Consider the following 19,122-nt stretch of genomic DNA (forward strand, 5'->3'; position numbering starts at 1 on the left):
GTAGCGTGAAAAAACAGTTTCTGACGTTAGCAAGCGCAACTGATAACTATCTGTATGAAAAGTAAATTTTCTTAGTTATTTTTAGGGAATTTTTCTGATAAAATAAGGAGATTCCTGATATACAATGCCTTTTTATTTAGATAAAATTATTATAATAATATTCTAAAACTGAACATCAATTTTAATTTAAATCAATAAATTTCAAGTTTCAAGTTTCGAGTTTCGAGTTTCGAGTTTCAAGTTTCGAGTTTCGAGTTTCGAGTTTCGAGTTTCAAGTTTCGAGTTTCAAGTTTCAAGTTTCAAGTTTCAAGTTTCAAGTTTCAAAAATTGAGGTGGGCAGATGAGACTCAGATCAAATATTCTTGGAATAGATATTGGTTCTGTCTCCATTTCAGTTGCAGAAATTAATCCCCGGAGAGAAATCGTCAGAACCGCGTATCAGTTCCATCACGGAAACATCACGGAAAATCTCAGGTGCGTCCTGAATAATTTCAGTGTGTCAGAAATTTGCGGGATTGCTTCCACATCCTCAACACCCTCAGTTATTTTCGTCAATAAACAATATGACAACCGGATTTCAATTATTGCCGCGGCTCGTCATTTTCATGACAGGGTCGGCGCTGTTCTGGTGGTCGGCGGTGAGAAATTCGGCCTTATCAGCTTTGATGAGGATGGAAATTATCTTAATTTCAAGGCAAACACATCCTGTGCCGCGGGCACGGGCAGTTTTCTTGATCAGCAGGCAAAACGGCTGAATATCGGGGGCATAGAAGAATTAAGCGAAATTGCGTTCCGAAACAAAGGCCCCATACCGAAAATTGCCTCCCGATGTGCGGTATTTGCCAAAACAGACCTGGTTCACGCGCAACAGGAAGGATACACATTGGCGGCCATTTGCGACGGTCTGTGCCATGGTCTCGCGAAAAACATTGCAGATACGTTGTTTGCCGGTGAAAAACTGAACGCACCTGTCATATTCACAGGCGGCGTGTCAAAGAACAGGGCAGTGGTTCGGCATATACAGGCCATTATCGGCAAAGAAGTTATCCTGGATAAAATCGCTGCTTACGGCGCTGTTGGCGCGGCCTTTAACCTTCTTGACGAAATCCATTTGCAAAAGCCGTTGCAAATAACCTCGGGAGATGAGATTCTCATTCACAAGGCTGTTGAAAAAAAGTATTTTTATGACCCTCTTGAATTGAAATACGCTGATTATCCTGAGTTTCACAGCGTTGAAACATATGAATATACAGCATATGATTCAGCGGATTCCGATCCTGTGGAGGTTGATATTTATGAAGTTCTGAAATCTTCCCATAAGTATGAGGTCTGTATGGGAATTGATATCGGATCCACAAGCACCAAAGCAATTCTTGTAAACAAAGATCATGCGGTTCTGGCAGGTTTCTATACCCGAACTGCGGGAAGACCGGTGAACGCGCTTCAGAAGCTCTTCGCTGCGTTTGAGGATATGGTGCAAAGAAAGGGAATAAATTTACAGATTATCGGAAGCGGAACCACCGGGTCCGGCAGGAAATTCATCGGAAAACTGATTGGCGCGGACATTGTGACTGATGAAATCACTGCCCATGCCCGTGCCGCGTGCGAACTCAATCCTGATGTGGATACCATCATTGAGATCGGGGGACAGGACTCGAAATTTACCACCTTGAAAAACGGCAGGGTCACATTCTCCGTCATGAACACAGTCTGCGCAGCGGGTACCGGGAGCTTTATCGAGGAACAGGCGCAAAAACTGGGCTGTCCCTTATCTGAGTATTCCGCCAGAGCAGTGCGCCGGAGATCGCCCATTGCCAGTGACAGATGCACCGTGTTTATGGAAAGAGACATGAATCATTACCTCAGCGAAGGCTATGCTGTGAATGAGGTGCTTGCGTCTGTTCTCCACTCCGTAAGGGAAAATTATCTCACCAAAGTTGCTGTTGAGAGCAGCATCGGAGAAACCATATTTTTCCAGGGAGCAACGGCAAAGAACAAGGCCCTTGTGGCCGCGTTTGAACAGAAGCTTCAAAAACCCATATATGTGTCTGAATACTGCCATCTGACCGGCGCGCTCGGTGTCGCGCTCACGCTTTTGGATCAGGGGATTTCAGACACGAAGTTCAGGGGAACAGGTCTCTGGAAGCAACATATTCCCATACAATCCGAAGTCTGCCAGCTCTGCACCAACCATTGCAAAATAACCCTCGCGGATGTTGGCAAAGAGAGAATTGCTTACGGATTTCTCTGCGGACGGGATTATGACACTCAGAAATATGTGAATAATAATCTCTCCGGTTTTGATCTGCTCAGGGAAAGAAGAAAAGTCTTTTCATTTAAACGTCGGAAAGACTATCAGGAAGGCGTCACCATTGGTATTCCCGCGGGGCTTCATCTGCTTGAGGACCTGCCGTTCTGGAAAAAATTTTTTGATAAGCTCTCCGTCAGAACCATTACCAGCGAGCAATACAATGACGCGATAAAAGAGGGAAAGCAGATTGCCAATGCTGAATTCTGCGCGCCAATGGCTGCCCTGCATGCTCATGTAAAGTATCTTACGGAGAGATCAGATTACATTTTTTTGCCGGTCAGTATTGAAAAAAAATCCGGGGAAAAGGGGGTCAGGCGCCAGTATTGTTATTATACGCAGTTTTCATCTGCGCTTGTTTCCGCTGTGGCTCAGAACAGCGGATCCCCCAAATTTTCACAAAAGAACCGGGTTCTCATGCCGCTTGTGCATTATCTGTACAACAGCTTTCATACCAAAGTGCAGTTATACAACATGCTGAAATCTGTTTCAGCGCTTGGCATCAGCTTCTTTGATGTGTCAGCAGCATATGACACGGCCCTTGAATTCAGGGATTCATGTCTGCAAACACTGAAGAATACATACAAAAGAGAATCTCGGAAAACCAGTGATTTGCATGTGGTTTTGCTGGGGAGGCCCTACACGATTCTCTCCCGTTCCATGAACAAAGGAATTCCGGATATTTTTGCATCTCTCGGCGTAAAAGCCTTTTTTCAGGATATGCTGTCTTACGAAAAAGAAGACATCAAATCTCTTGAACCACTTCTGAACGAGCTGCACTGGCACTATGCCTCGAAGATTCTGGAGGCAGCCGAGGTGGTTGCACAGTCTGAAACCGCTTACCCGGTGTTTGTAACGTCGTTCAGATGTTCGCCAGATGCGTTTGTGCTTGAGTATTTCAAAAAGCTTATGGGGGATCATGAAAAGCCATATCTGATCCTGCAACTGGATGAACATGATTCAAGCGTGGGGTATGAAACCCGGATTGAAGCCGCGATCCGGGCCTTCAGAAATCACTATGCCCAGACGCTTCAGACTTCCGAAGCTGCTGAAACCAGGAAACTGGCAGAGCTTTGTCCGTCGCTTATTCCGGTGAGAGAAAAACAGGTGTCAGATAAAACTCTTCTTATTCCGAACTGGGATAACATCGCTTTAAAACTGCTGGTTGCCAATCTCAGAAAAGAAGGCATTGACGCAAGATTACTGGAAGAGAGCGAAACAAGTATTCAGAAGAGCCTGCGACATAATACCGGTCAGTGTATTCCGCTGAATATCATGGCGCAGGAGTTTATTGATTATGTGGAAACACACAATCTTGATCCGGCAAGAACCGTATTATGGACAATTCATTCATGGGTGGCATGTAATATCAGGTTGTTTCCGCATCATATAAAGACCATATTGAATGACTACGGAAACGGCATGGAAAAAGCCGGTGTGTATGCCGGAGGTCTGGCGTTTATGGATATTTCCGTAAAATTACCTGTAAATAACTATTTTGCCTATATGTTCGGCGGGCTTATCCGAAAGATGGGTTGCAGGATACGGCCTTATGAAAAGAAGAAGGGAGAAACAGACAGGATCATCAAAAAAAGTGTTGATGTTCTGACGGATGCGTTTTCCGGGAACCGCTCAAAAACAGATGCGCTTGATGAAGTGGTGTCCTGGTTTGAGGGGATTGACGTGACAACCGAATCCGGGAGTCGGCCAAAGGTGGCAATATTCGGTGATTTGTATGTCCGGGACAATGATGTGATAAACCAGAATCTTATTCATTTTATCGAAGAAAATGGCGGGGAGGTCATTACAACGCCGTATAGCGAATATGCCAGGATGGTCATCGGCTCCTATTTCAGAAAGTGGTTTTTTGAGGGTCATTATCTGAGCCTGATTTCTTCAAAGGCCATGATGACTGCGGTCACCACTATTGAAAAGACATATTACAGGTATTTTGAACGGATTCTGAAGGAACCTCAGCCGGAATATCACGAGTCTTCGGAGAAGATTTTGTCTGAATACAATGTCAGGATCGAGAATACCGGGGAGTCAATGGATAATATTCTGAAGATATTCCATATAAAAAAGCAGTATCCGGATGTTTCGCTGTTTGTGCAGACAAGTCCGGCATTCTGCTGCCCCTCGCTGGTCACTGAGGCAATGGCAAAAGACATTGAAAGGATAACCGGGATTCCTATTGTATCTGTCACTTATGACGGAACCGGCGGTATGAAAAATGATGTGATTATTCCCTATCTCAGATACCCGAGAAAAAGCCGCACAGATAAGTCGTACAGATATGTATCGCAAGCGGGGGCATAGGCTCAGAGTGGATAATTGGCAATTTTTTCATTGAAAAACCTTCCTTTTTTTGGTAGTCCTGCAAAGGTAGTGATGAATCCCGTTCAGTTGCCCGGATAGCAGGACACTGAATCTCGTTCATCACTGCTTGTGCAGGACTGCCCCTTTATTGGTAGTCCTTAACAAGTAGTGATAGCTATTGTCGGAGCTATATGCAAATTGTAATGATGAATAAAATTCCAAATTGCACCCAGATGGTTTTCCAACTTTTTGGAAAAAGACAGCGTTTTTCTTACCAAACGCGACACTCTTTGCCTGAGCCTAAGGTTGAACCTCTCAATATGACTGGTTTTACCGCTTTCCTTACCGACTGCCTTATGTCTTTTTGACGGAAAAATTTCTTCCTATGCGGACCGGAAATCAGTATGACATACAGCGCACTGACGATAAACGGGCGGCAATGAGTCCCGGATCCCCCCGCGCTCCTTTCCGATAACGGCTGCCGACATATACGCCGACAATTTTTTTGGAATCCTGATCGATGGCGAGCCAAATTCAATATTTATAACCTTTGTTACCGACAAAGGACCACATTTCATCGCATTGAATTGTCATCGGTCTTTTTTTCTTGTGATTTCGATTTTCCGGGGGATATTTTCATATTTTTCATTAATATATTTTTGCAACCAGGGTTCGGATATGCCTGTGACTCTTGAAATTCCGGCTATCGGAATTTTTTCCAAAAGCAATATTCAGGGCAAAAAAATTGCTGGAAAACTTTTGACAAGGTACCTTAAAAAATCTGTTATGTTATACGGATAATAACTAAAAAAAATATTTTTTCACAGTGTTACCCTGTAGAAAAATAAGAAAAAATATGTACTCAGATTATAAAACTGAAAGCAAAAATTTTTAATCAGGAATATCAGGAGCCGCACCATGCAAAAAATACTGAGCTTTATTTTGGTCGCCATGTTCATTTTGTCTTTTGGTCTCCCTGCCCACGCTCAGGAAGACAGAGGGCGGGCGTATTATGATTTCGGAGTGTTTGCTTATGAAGACGGCGATTATGAGAGTGCTGAAAAAAATTTAAAGAAAGCCCTTGAATTTAATCCGGATAACCCTTTTTATAATCATTATTTGGGAAAAATTTTTCTGAAAACAGAACGCTACCAGGAGGCAATGACATATTTTACCAAAGCCTGGAAAGCTGATCCGGATATATCCGGGTTGAAATATGATCTGGCTTTTCTGAATTACAAAATGTCTGATTATTCCAAATCATCTGAACTTTTTAAACAAATCGTCAAGACAGACCCATCAAATGTACTGGCACACTACTATGCCGGTATAACCCTATACAAACAAAAACATTACCAGGCAGCTCCGGATTATTTCATCAACGCAGGTGAAAAAAGTCTCACTCTTCGCTCAAATGCCTATTATCATGCCGGGATATGTTATCAGATGACAGGAAAAACTGAAAAAGCGATTGAAAAATTTGAGTATGTGAGAGACCATTCTGATTCAGAATCGCTGAAACAAGGTGCTGTAAAATGGCTCAGGGCGATTAAAACCGGGGGAAAGGATGTCAGCCCCTACAGCATTTATCTGAAAACAGGCCGCCGGTATGATGATAACGTGACTCTGGATTCTGACAAAGACAGAGACGGATTGGACGCGGATAAACATGCGGATAAGGATGATTATGTTACTGTGGGATATTTTTCAGGCAAATACAAATTTGTCAGCAGGAAGGACTTTCAGATCGGGGCAGGATACCGCCATTATCAGACATGGTATGATGAACTGGATGAATATAATCTGACAGTAAGTATTTTTAATCTTTACACAAAATATCGTTTTGACACATTGGGGTTCGGATTCTCCTATATTCCCTCCTATTACTGGGTAGATTCTGAAAGCTATCTGAGACGTCATCGCCTGACTCCCCGGGTGACATGGGATGTCAGTGAGAACTTTATCACCAGAGTTTCATATAGTTACGATAAAAATGACTATTTTTCCCAGGATGGCAGCAGAAGCGGACATGCCAACGAGTTCTTTTGGGATTTCTATTACAGCCTTGCGAACGGAAAAGCCAGTCTGTTCGGCGGCTTGGGTTATGAAGACAATTCCGCTTCCGGTTCGGACTACTGTTATGGACAGCTAAAAACAAAATTAGCCATATCCTTTAATCTTCCCTGGAAACTGAACCTGAGCTTAATGGGAAAATATTACGATAAAAAATATGATCATACGGATACGGTTTATCATGTTAAACGAGATGATAACAAATACATCGGGTCCGTATCGCTCTCCCGCAGCTTATTTTATGATTGGCTGAGTATCGGGGCAGATTTTGATTATACAAAAAAAGATTCCAATATCAGCATATACGAATACGACAAAAAAGTAACGACCCTGTCGGTGACAGCAACGTTTTAAGAATTGAGAATTGAGAATTGAATGCCGATTTTCCAGTTTCCAGTTTCCAGTTTCAAACTAAGGGGGGAATATGAGTGTAATGGCGAGAACTTTCTTCTATGTGTCAGGGGTGCTGTTGATGTTTTTATTTGTTATCGGAGGGATGGGCGAAACCGACAACGCATACGCCGAGTCTGTGTTTCCTGATAATGTGAAAATTGAGGAGGAATTCAAGCCGGGTGTGGGTCATCCTGTGGGAAAGGTTCAGCTGTTACAGGGAAAGGCGGCTGTTATTCATAAAAATACTTTGTTTTACTATTGGGCTAAAAAAGATATGCCGCTTTTTGAAGGAGACACAATTGTTACCGGGGAAAAAGGACGTATCAGATTTGAGCTGAATGACGGAAGCATACTGACATTGTCTTCCGAGACAAAATTGGTAATCAGTCAAAGTATTTATGAACCTATCAGCAAAACCCGTTCTTCTTTTCTGGGTATGACGTTAGGCAAAGCCCGTTTTTGGGTGAAAAAGCTGGTTAATTTCAAACGTTCTGATTTTAAGGTGAAAACAAAAACCGCTGTTGTCGGGGTCAGAGGGTCTGATTTTATTGTGACCGCGGATGCGGAGCGTACCGAGGTTACCGCTCTTGAAAAAACCCGCCTGGAAATCATAAGCTTAGTGGGGCCGGAAGCAGACCCGACAGTGCTTCTGGATTTTGAGCAGACTGTGATTGAGGAAGGCGCTCTTCCTTTTGAAGCTCAACCGTCATTTCCCGAAGATATTGAAATCCTAAAGGACCATTTTACAATTACCCCTGAAGGCGTTGAAGAAACCTTTAAGCCACCTGAAGAAGGTATCTTTGTATCAGATAATGTGCCTGTCAGACCGGAAGAACCTGAACAGATTGTGACAACAGCAGATATAATTAAAAAAGATATCGTCAGACGAATTGAAAAAATGACAGCGCAATCAGATATCAAAAATATAGAAAACACGGCACAGAGGATAATGGAAGACATAATAATCCCAGATCAGCCGACAGAACCGAAACCGCTGCCCCCCTTCCCTGGTGAACCTGAGTAATTTGAAACTGGAAACTGGGGTACAAATTTACAGTTTCCAGTTTCAAATTTTCAGTTTCCAGTTTCCAGTTTCCAATTTCAAAGAGGTGAGACAAATGATGAAAAGAAACATAACCACAGCCATTGTTATTGTTTTGTTGGTATTAGGTGGGAGCATATTTGGAAATGCTCAGACAGACAAAATATATTATGTGAGTGCGGACAGAGCGAATGATCTTGGTGACGGGTTATCATGGGAAACCGCGAAAAAGACCATTCAGTCGGCCATTGACTCAGCCTCAGGCGGCGACGAAGTATGGGTAACACAAGGAATTTACCATGAAACCATAACGTTGAAACAAAATGTTTCAATTTTTGGCGGATTTATAAATGAGGAATCTCAAAAAGAACAAAGGGGCGGCAATTTCTCGACCATTGATGCCTCGGGGCTTCCAGCCCCAAACCATGTGGTCACAGGGGCAGATAACGCAACCATAGACGGATTCATCATCACCGGCGGAAAAGCCAATGGAACAACATTCCCGGATAACAGCGGCGGCGGGATGTTCAATAATTCTGTATCTCCCGTGGTTATCAGGTGTATCTTTACAGGGAATTCAGCAGAAACAGGGGCCGGAATGTTTAATGAGAAATCCTCTCCCCAAGTGACCAACTGCCTTTTTTATCTGAACACTGCTGAAAATGGCGGAGGCATGTATAATCTTTCTTCCTCCTCACCAAGTGTGACCAACTGCACCTTTAGTAAAAATTCCGTGACTGTCGCAGGCGGAGGGATATATAACACGGACGTATCATCTCCAATGATAACAAACTGTATTTTATGGGATAATACAGCGGTGTCAAGCGGAAATGAGATATATAACGCTGTTGGCAGCACACCAAATGTCCGTTACAGCAATATCAGGGGCTGGCCCAACGGTGTGGGCAATATTGACAGCAATCCCATGTTTGCTGATGCGCCTTCCAATGACTTCCACCTCAGCCCGGGTTCTCCCTGTATTGACGCAGGCACAAGTGACGCGGTACCGTCCAGAGATTTTGAGGGCGATGAAAGACATGATGATCCCGATACGCCCAATACCGGCGTGGGAAAACCGCCATCAACTGTGAACTACTATGATATCGGGGCGGATGAATTTGTCTCTTCTCCGGTATCCGATACTTACTACATGGATATTACTAACGGTGACAACGCCTATGACGGTACCAGTGCCGACACCCCCTGGAAGACACTTCATTATGCAATTTCCCGTATCAATGAGAAGGCGGCGGGAACTTATACTCTGCGGATACGACCCGGAACTTACAATATTGAAAACGGAGAACAAGATGCAGAACTTATTATTACTCAAAATAATCTGACCATTGAGGGAACAGAGGACGTTGTTATTTCTGGATCTGCCGGGGGCGAAATCTTTGACGGAATAAAAATTGCAGCTTCAAATGTGACCATAAGAAACTTGGCGATAACAGGTTTTACAGAGTATTACAAATCAGGTATCAACATTACCGGCTCGGAGAACATCATATCTGGTTGCAGCATTTATAATAACTGGAGCGGAATCACTATTCAGCCGGAGAGCAAAGGTAATATCATACGCAATAACTGCAACATTTATAATAACACCGATGCAGGAGTCATTATTGATGGAAGCAGCGATAACCAAATCCATGACAATCGGCGTTCCGCATCTTCGGATATCAGACTTCCGGACAGAGGTGTCCACGATAATGGCCTGGAATGGTCAGCAGGTATAAAAATCATAAATGGTGCAGCGAATAATTCAGTTTATGATAATGATATTTACTGGTCAGGGATCGCGGAACATCCTCAGCCATATGGCATCTTAATTAAAGACGCAGGCACAGGAAATGTGATCTCTGACAATGCAATTTACGGGCATAAGGGGGAGGAGTCTTATGGTATCAATGTGGAAAATTCTGCGCTTGATATTAAGCGAAACGTGATCCATGACAATTACAAGGGAATTTACGTTTCAACAAACAAAAGTTTTGAAACCTTTCGTATATGGAACAATCTTATTTACGACCCTTCCGGTATTCAGCAGTTCGGGATTTACTTCAGCGATAGCTCCGAACTAGGAGGGGCCCCTCTCATTTATCATAACACCATCGTCGGAGGGGGCGATTCCGGTATTTATATCGAAGGCGGAACACCGGATATTAAATATAACATCATCGGGCAGTTTGCCAACGCCGGAATCAATGTCGGCGGCGGAGAGCCAATTATTGAATACAATGATGTTTATGGCAATGAAACCAACTATTCGGGGGCAGATGAGGAAAATCTCAGCAACACCAATATTTCCGCAGATCCCTTATTTAAAGATGCGGGAAATAATGACTACCATCTTAAAAACGATTCTCCGTGTCTTGACACCATTCCCCAAGCAGCAACAAATCCGGTAAAAAAAGATGCAGATAACAATGACAGACCCTTTGGTGACGGATATGACATGGGATGTTACGAGTCACAGGAAATAGTTCAGTACACATTGACTGTTACCATCTCTCACGAGGAAAGAGGTGCCGTGACCGCTGATGTCGGAATAACCTGCTCAGGAAGCCTTTGTACCGGCGTTTATAATTCCGGAACCGATGTAACACTCACTGCTTCGCCCACAGAGGGCTACCAGTTTACCTACTGGAAAACAGAGACTTCAGGCGATTTCTCAAATCCGGCCACCATCACGATAGATGCTGATAAAACAGTGGTCGCTGTTTTTAATCCTGAGATATCCGGCTGGACCCAGATCAATTCGAATGGGTTGGGAAACCCGGATAATCATGGCGTTTCCACCATGGCTGTTTATAATAATTCGCTTTATATGGGAACAGCCAACAGCGCGGATGGCTTTGAGATATTGAAATATGACAGCGGAACTGACGTGCTTTCCATGAAGACAGGGGGCATCGGAAATCTTGGTAACACAGAAGCCGCATCCATGGCTGTATATAAAGAAAAGCTTTATGTGGGAACAACAAACTCTGTTACAGGCGCCGAGGTATGGGAATATGACGGACAAGACAACTGGAATCAGGTAAATACCCGCGGATTCGGGGATTCCGGAAACACATCTGCCGCAACCATGGCTGTGTATGATGATTTCCTTTATGTGGGAACAGAAAATAAAGAACAAGGGGCCGGGATATGGAAATATGACGGAACAGCCTGGACCCGGACAGACACCTTCTGGCGTTCAGATAATGAACGGGCAGAGACCATGGCGGTCTATAATGGCAAGCTGTATGTGGGAACGAGGAACACGCTGAATGGTGCTGAGGTGTGGACATATGGCGAGAATCAGAGCTGGAGTACAGGAAACCCGAATCATGAAAGTGTTTCCGCCATGGCGGTGTACAATGGCTTTCTTTACACAGGATCACTCAACACAACAGAGGGCGCGGGCATATGGAAATATGACGGATCCGATTGGACACAGGTAATTACGCCGAATCTGTCTGACTCAAAGAATATATCCGCTGACACCATGGTTGCCCACGGAGATTATCTTTATTTGGGATCATGGAACCCTGACGGAGATGAAGTCAGAGAATATGACGGAACAAGTTTTAAACAGATAAACCTCAATGCGTTTGGCAATTATTACAATGATGGCGGCTTAAAAGCCATGGCTGTTTACGATGGCAACCTTTATGTCGGAACATGGAACAGTGTCCAGGGGACAGAACTCTGGGCATACAAACTGCCTGCTGTGTCTCCGGTTCAGCATACGCTTACGGTGTCCGTTCCCGAACGCGGCGGTAAGATAACAGAATGCGGAACAGAGAACGGAGAATGCCGAATAACTTGTCCGGAGGACTGCTCAGAAATCTATGACGCAGACACGGCAGTGACCCTCACGGCTTCTCCGGAAACAGGGTATCAGTTTGACCATTGGGAAGATGTGAACACTTCTGAAATCTTAGGAACTTCGGAAGCATTCATCCTCACCATGGATTCGAATAAGGATGTGAAGGCGGTCTTTAAACAACAGTACTTCCTGAATGTTTTGATATCTCCTAACAAGGAATGGGGATCAGTGTCCGGTGACAACATAAGCTGTCCTGATGACTGCGACGAAGCGTATGACGCGACAGCTCCTCCTGCCACGGTCACGCTTACTGCTACGCCAAAGGATGGCTATCTGTTTGAGCATTGGGAATGGCAGGACGGAACGCTGAGTGAAAGCAATCCGATTCAGATCACCATGGATTCCAATAAGGCTGTGGACGCGGTTTTTACAAAAAAAACAGAGGGGAGCATTTCCGGCCATGTGTATGAGAAAGACGGCACAACATCTGTTCCCAATGTCTATATTTGGGTTGAAGACTATGAAACAGGTGAATGGAAGGGAGAGGGCAGCACAGATGAAAATGGTGCGTATCTCATCAGTGATTTGTCTCCGGGGACATACCGGGTTGGAATGGCTTCTGATTTTTGCGCCTCAGATGCTCCATATGTACTTGAATTCTATAAAGACGAATATGATTATGAGCAGGCCGGAATGGTTTCAGTGATACCGTCCGAAAATACCCCGAATATTGACTTCACGCTTATCCGGATACAGCCCAGGGAAACGCCTGAGGCAGCGATCAGGCACGGACTTGCCTGGCTGTCGAAAATCCAGAACCCGGACGGATCATGGGGAACCCTGTATGCTCTGGCAAAGACCGCACTGGCTGTTTTGCTGTTTGAAGAATATGCCCTGGATCAGGGATATGAATCTCCTCTCAGCCCTTCTTATGTTTACAACAGCCAGGTGAGGACCGGTCTGAGATACCTGTTCCTCCATGCACATACCATAAATATCAGCAATCAGCCTGCCGGGAATCCGGATACAGATGGCAATGGCATAGGAATTTACTTTGATTTGCCAGAACAAGAAGAAGATGAAAATGATGATGCTGAGAGCTATGTCATTTATAACACAAGCATTGCCATGATGGCAATTGCCGCCAGCAGCGAAATAAGAGACATGCTGACAGACATCCCGGACAGTTTCCTGAAGGAATGGACCTATAAAAAAGTGATCCAGAATACCGCGGATTATCTTGCCTGGGCACAGACTGATACGGGAAAGGGCAGAGGCGGATGGCGTTATGAACCTTCGGACAATGAAGCGGGAGAGAGCGATCAGTCCAACTCAGGATGGGCAGCCATAGGGCTTGCTTATGCTCAGGAAAGATTTGGGATCACCATCCCGGATTTTGTCAGAAGCGAGCTTAATCTCTGGATAGATTTCATACAGGATGATGTTGACGGAGACGATAATGACGGCGGCTCATACTACACTGACGCTTGGGATGCTTCGGATGATATTAATATCCTCGAAACCGGTAACCTGCTTCAGCAAATGGCGTTTGTCGGCGATACAGCCGAAACCCCGAGAGTGAAGGATGCCATTGATTATCTCAGGAGACACTGGCAGGACACTGAGTCTGATGCAGGATGGCGAAAATGTCCGTCCGGCTATCACGCCGCCTATACTGTCATGAAAGGGCTGAACGCACTTCATGTGGATTACATCGCGGATTCCATTGACTGGTTCCGAGACTTTAAAAATGCTCTGCTTTCCGAGCAGACCAGCGAAGGCTGGTGGCCTATGTGCTGCTGGGATGACGGCGAAATAATTTTGTCATCCGAATGGGCCATGCTCACGCTGATGAGACCAAGGGTTACAGTAAAATTTGCCCTGTCTGTTTCAATTTCAGACGAGGACGGAGGAACAATATCAGGTTCAGGAATAAGCTGCCCCGGAGACTGCTCGGAAACTTATTTCTCAGGAACTCCTGTGACACTCACGGCAAAGCACAAACCGGGCTATCTGTTTGACCACTGGAAAATACAAGACGGAATCCTGACTGACGACAGCAATCCAATTACAATTGTCATGGATTCAGACAGAGCAGTGAGGGCCGTTTTTGTTCCTGAAACAGATACCACGCCGCCTTCAGTGAGTTCCGTCAGTCCGCGGGATAACCAAAATGAGATACCTTTGGACACGGAGATTGTCATCACTTTTTCCGAACCAGTGGATATCTCGACAATTATCATGGATTCATCCTTTGTCATATCTGACGATTCAGGCAATAAAACAGATGGAACGCTGACTTATAATAATACAAATACGAGTGCGATATTTAAGCCGGTGGGTCTGTGTTACGGTACAACGTACATCGCAACCATTACCCGCGATGTGAAAGACCTTGCCCAAAACACTCTGGAAGCTCCTTATGAATGGTCATTTACCACTTTGAGTGAACCTGATACCACGCGGCCGGAGGTGATTTCCACAGAGCCTGCTGACAATGCCGAAGATGTGGCGGTGGAGATAAAGAAGATTAGCGTTGTTTTTTCTGAGCCAATGGATGCTTCTGCAATTACGAGCAAATCCTTTTTTGTATCTGATGCGTCAGGTGACAAAATTGATGGCGAGGTGCGTTATAATGACAAGAATATGACGGCCAAGTTCAAACCCGCGGCAGTTTTGAATTATGAGACAACTTACAAAGTCAAGCTTACGACAGATGTGAAAGACCTTGCCGGAAATTCCCTGAAAAATGCGTTTAAGTGGTCATTTACCACGGTGAGTGAACCAGATACAACACGGCCGGAGGTCGTCTCCGCGGGTCCGAGCAATAACACGGAAGATGTATCGCTGAATACTCAAATCACGGCTGTTTTTTCCGAGCCGATGAACGCCTCGGGCATTACAAGTGAGACGTTTTCAGTGTTCGAGAGTTCAGGCAATTTGGTTGAAGGAGCAATAAATTATGACGATGCCACCATGACGGCGATATTTAAGCCCGTCGCTCTGAATTACGATACCACCTATGTTGTCACGATTCGCACTGATGTGAGAGACCTTGCAGGAAACGCTCTGAAAGAGATTTATGAGTGGTCATTTTCCACGCTCCCCGAGCCGGACACCGAACCGCCCGTGATCACCTCCGTGAGTCCTGAGAACGGTGCGGAAAATGTTTCGCTGAATACGAAGATCACCGTCACCTTTTCCGAGCCGATAAACGCCTCGGCCATTACGAGTGGAAATTTTTCAGTATCCGACGATTCCGGTAACGCCATTGGAGGAACGCTGATTTATGATAATGCCACGATGACGGCGATATTCAGACCCATCGCCTTGAATTACGATACAACCTATGTTGCCACGATTCGCACTGATCTGAGAGACCTTGCCGGAAATCCTCTGCAAGATGTTTCTGAATGGTCATTTTCCACGCTCCCCGAGCCGGACACCGAACCGCCCGTGATCACCTCCGTCAGTCCTGAGAACGGTGCGGAAAACGTATCGCTGAACAAGGAGATCACCGTCACCTTTTCCGAGCCGATAAACGCCTCGGCCATTACGAGTGAGACGTTTTCAGTATCCGACGAGTCCGATAACGCCATTGGCGGAACACCGGTTTACGATCATGCCAATATGACAGCCGCGTTTCAGCCGGCCGCTCTGGATTACGACACCGCTTATACCGTCACAGTCGGTCCCGGTGTCACAGACCTCGCCGGAAATCCTCTGCGAGATGTTTCTGAATGGTCTTTTTCCACACTCCCCGAGCCGGACACCGAACCGCCCGTGATCACCTCCGTCAGTCCTGAGAACGGTGCGGAAAACGTATCGCTGAATACGGATATCGTTGCGACTTTTTCCGAGCCGATAAACGCCTCGACCATTACGAGCGGGAGTTTTTCAGTATCCGACGATTCCGGTAACGCCATTGACGGAACATTGGCTTACGATCATGCCAATATGACGGCCGCGTTTCAGCCGGCCGCTCTGGATTACGACACCGCTTATACCGTCACAATCGGTCCCGGTGTCACAGACCTCGCCGGAAATTCTCTGCAAGATGTTTTCGAGTGGTCCTTTTCCACGCTCCCCGAGCCGGACACAGAACCGCCCGTGATCACCTCCGTCAGTCCTGAGAACGGTGCGGAAAACGTATCGCTGAATACGAACATCACCGTCACCTTTTCCGAGCCGATGAACCCCTCGGCCATTACAAGCGGGAGTTTTTCAGTATCCGACGACTCAGGTAACGCCATTGGCGGAACGCCGGCTTACGATCATGCGAATATGACAGCGACGTTTCAGCCGGCCGCTCTGGATTACGACACCGCTTATACCGTCACAATCGGTCCCGGTGTCACAGACCTCGCCGGAAATTCTCTGCAAGATGTTTTCGAGTGGTCCTTTTCCACGCTCCCCGAGCCGGACACAGAACCGCCCGTGATCACCTCCGTCAGTCCTGAGAACAGTGCGGAAAACGTATCGCTGAATACGAACATCACCGTCACCTTTTCCGAGCCGATGAACCCCTCGGCCATTACAAGCGGGAGTTTTTCAGTATCCGACGACTCAGGTAACGCCATTGGCGGAACGCCGGCTTACGATCATGCCAATATGACGGCCGCGTTTCAGCCGGCCGCTCTGGATTACGACACCGCTTATACCGTCACAATCGGTCCCGGTGTCACAGACCTCGCCGGAAATTCTCTGCAAGATGTTTTCGAGTGGTCCTTTTCCACGCTCCCCGAGCCGGACACAGAACCGCCCGTGATCACCTCCGTCAGTCCTGAGAACGGTGCGGAAAACGTATCGCTGAATACGAACATCACCGTCACCTTTTCCGAGCCGATGAACCCCTCGGCCATTACAAGCGGGAGTTTTTCAGTATCCGACGACTCAGGTAACGCCATTGGCGGAACACCGGCTTACGATCATGCCAATATGACGGCGACATTCAGGCCCGTCGCTCTGGATTATGAGACCGCTTATACCGTCACAATCGGTCCCGGTGTCACAGACCTCGCCGGAAATCCTCTGCGAGATGTTTCTGAATGGTCTTTTTCCACACTCCCCGAGCCGGACACCGAACCGCCCGTGATCACCTCCGTGAGTCCTGAGAACGGTGCAGAAAACGTATTGCTGAATACGAAAATCACCGTCACCTTTTCCGAGCCGATGAACCCCTCGGCCATTACAAGCGGGAGTTTTTCAGTATCCGACGACTCAGGTAACGCCATTGGCGGAACGCCGGCTTACGATCATGCAAATATGACGGCGACATTCAGGCCCGTCGCTCTGGATTATGAGACCGCTTATACCGTCACAATCGGTCCCGGTGTCACAGACCTCGCCGGAAATCCTCTGAAGGACATTTTTGAATGGTCATTTGTCACAATTACCGAGCCGGACATAACGCCGCCTGAGATTCGTTTTGTAAGCCCTGATAACGACGCTGACAATGTGGAATTGGACACGAAAATCACCGTTGCTTTTTCCGAACCTGTAGATAGTTCGAGCATTACGAATGAGACTTTTTCGGTATCCGACGATTCCGGTAATGCCGTTGGCGGAACACCGGATTACGATCATGCCAATATGACGGCCACGTTTCAGCCGGCCGCTCTGGATTATGACACCGCTTATACTGTCATCATCACGACTGACGTTAAAGACCTTGACGGAAACGCTGTGGAAGCTGATTATCTCTGGTCATTTACCACCATCGGAGAACCTTTTAACAGCCCCCCGTATATTCCTTTCGGAGTCATCCCGGAGAATGAGGCCGGATTCGAAACAGGGCCTGTCACGCTTGAATCAGGTATTTTTTCAGACATCGAAGGAGACAGCCATATTGAAACTCACTGGCTTGTGAGAAGAGCAGACAGAAAGTGTCATAGTTCTGAGGATGATGATTCCTTTGACCACATCGCAACAATGGGTGATCTCACCAGACACACGGTGACAGGGCTTTCCGCCGGTCTGAAATATGTTTGGAAAGTGGGATATAAAGATTCCGGGAGTGAAAATATTTCCTGGTCTGAAGAACGCACTTTCAAAATAGGGGACGAAACAGACATTAATATGCAAATTGCCCCCGGCAGCCAACTATCCGACTACAGAATGCTATCTTTTTCCCTGTGGCCGAATGATCCCGCGTCCATGAGCGTCCTGGGCGACGACATGGGCGGGATCTATGATCGGGATAATTTCAGAATAGGAACTTATGACGCGTTGAGCGGCGGGTATATTGAATGCGGTGAAAACATGATGATCGAACCGGGAAAATCCTATTGGTTTCTGGCGAGGAACGGTCTTAATATAACAACCCGCGGTATTTCGGTAAGCACCCGCCATGATATTGATGTGAGCCTGCGTTACAATCCGGTCACCGGAAATGGCTGGAACATGATCGCCTGCCCCAACAATGCGGATTATTATTGGGAAGATGTGGAAGTCATCGCGTATAATGCTGACAACAATGTGATATATGGTCCCGCAGCCATATCTGACCTGCCTGAATTCAACAACTACATTATTAAAAAGCTATGGGAATGGGAAGGCGGATCATATAATCCGAATACCTCTCTGATGAAAAAAAAACAAGGATACTGGGTGAAAGTGAAAAAAGAAAATGTCTACCTGAGATTCCCCGCGAGCTTTCAGGTGAAACACGGAATTCAGAATCGGATTAAGCACATGATTTCGAATTTTCAATTTTCAATTTTCAATTTTCAATTCCCCAGACAGGCCATTGCCGAATCTGATGAGTCCCCGCCAATGCCTCTGACAGGTCTCAACGTCAGCGTGAAAAAAGAGAACGGGGATACAAAAACATCGGCCACAGTCGGGTGCTTTATTGATACCGTGTTTGGTGATTCATCTGCTGACTGATATCAAAAATTTCGAGTATGGGAAAGAAACCCGGGTTTTCATAGCATGGGAGGAACTGCTCAGTTAGAGAAAAAACCGGGTTTCTTTATCGCTCATCTTTTGCTTGGAGTCTGCGTTATTTAAACACCTCCGATTTATTCTGACTTTTCTGAATGAATCGGACAATGGCAAGTTATTACAAATATTTTTCATTTTTTTCTCTTTTCAGAACAATTTTTTCCCAACACCGTATCACATGGCAAATCCATAGGAATTTATTCATGAAAAACATTTTCTTAAAGT

The 19,122-nt window shown here is 45.8% G+C and carries 4 protein-coding genes and 1 pseudogene; 4 read left to right on the top strand and 1 reads right to left on the bottom strand.

The window, feature by feature from the left end:
- Window positions 1-340: 340 nt before the first annotated feature.
- Window positions 341-4,627 (top strand): acyl-CoA dehydratase activase, encoded by a 4,287-nt coding sequence (locus tag dnm_RS21770; protein ID WP_207679002.1) that lies wholly within the window; start codon window positions 341-343, stop codon window positions 4,625-4,627.
- Between the two features lie 158 nt (window positions 4,628-4,785).
- Here dnm_RS21770 and dnm_RS31805 read toward each other — a convergent pair.
- Window positions 4,786-5,355: pseudogene (locus dnm_RS31805) on the bottom strand (IS1 family transposase); the annotation flags it as partial.
- Window positions 5,356-5,545: 190 nt separating this feature from the next.
- On the opposite strand from dnm_RS31805, the gene dnm_RS21780 reads away from it, so the two are divergent.
- From dnm_RS21780 to dnm_RS21790, 3 genes are all read left to right on the top strand, one after another.
- Window positions 5,546-7,054 (top strand): tetratricopeptide repeat protein, encoded by a 1,509-nt coding sequence (locus tag dnm_RS21780; RefSeq protein WP_207679003.1) that lies wholly within the window; start codon window positions 5,546-5,548, stop codon window positions 7,052-7,054.
- 70 nt (window positions 7,055-7,124) lie between these two features.
- Window positions 7,125-8,117 (top strand): FecR family protein, encoded by a 993-nt coding sequence (locus tag dnm_RS21785; RefSeq protein WP_207679004.1) that lies wholly within the window; start codon window positions 7,125-7,127, stop codon window positions 8,115-8,117.
- A 94-nt stretch (window positions 8,118-8,211) separates the two neighbouring features.
- The gene (locus tag dnm_RS21790) at window positions 8,212-18,840 is read left to right on the top strand and encodes an Ig-like domain-containing protein (protein ID WP_207679005.1); all 10,629 of its coding nucleotides are present in this window, start codon (window positions 8,212-8,214) and stop codon (window positions 18,838-18,840) included.
- The last annotated feature ends 282 nt before the right edge of the window (window positions 18,841-19,122 follow it).

Source organism: Desulfonema magnum (genome assembly GCF_017377395.1).
GTDB classification, from domain to species: domain Bacteria; phylum Desulfobacterota; class Desulfobacteria; order Desulfobacterales; family 4be13; genus Desulfonema_C; species Desulfonema_C magnum.

Bases quoted from the DNA above. Each gene is read 5' to 3' on its own strand.
- dnm_RS21785 (WP_207679004.1), top strand. From the start codon at position 7,125: ATGAGTGTAATGGCGAGAACTTTCTTCTATGTGTCAGGGGTGCTGTTG.
- dnm_RS21780 (WP_207679003.1), top strand. From the start codon at position 5,546: ATGCAAAAAATACTGAGCTTTATTTTGGTCGCCATGTTCATTTTGTCT.
- dnm_RS21770 (WP_207679002.1), top strand. From the start codon at position 341: ATGAGACTCAGATCAAATATTCTTGGAATAGATATTGGTTCTGTCTCC.
- dnm_RS21790 (WP_207679005.1), top strand. From the start codon at position 8,212: ATGATGAAAAGAAACATAACCACAGCCATTGTTATTGTTTTGTTGGTA.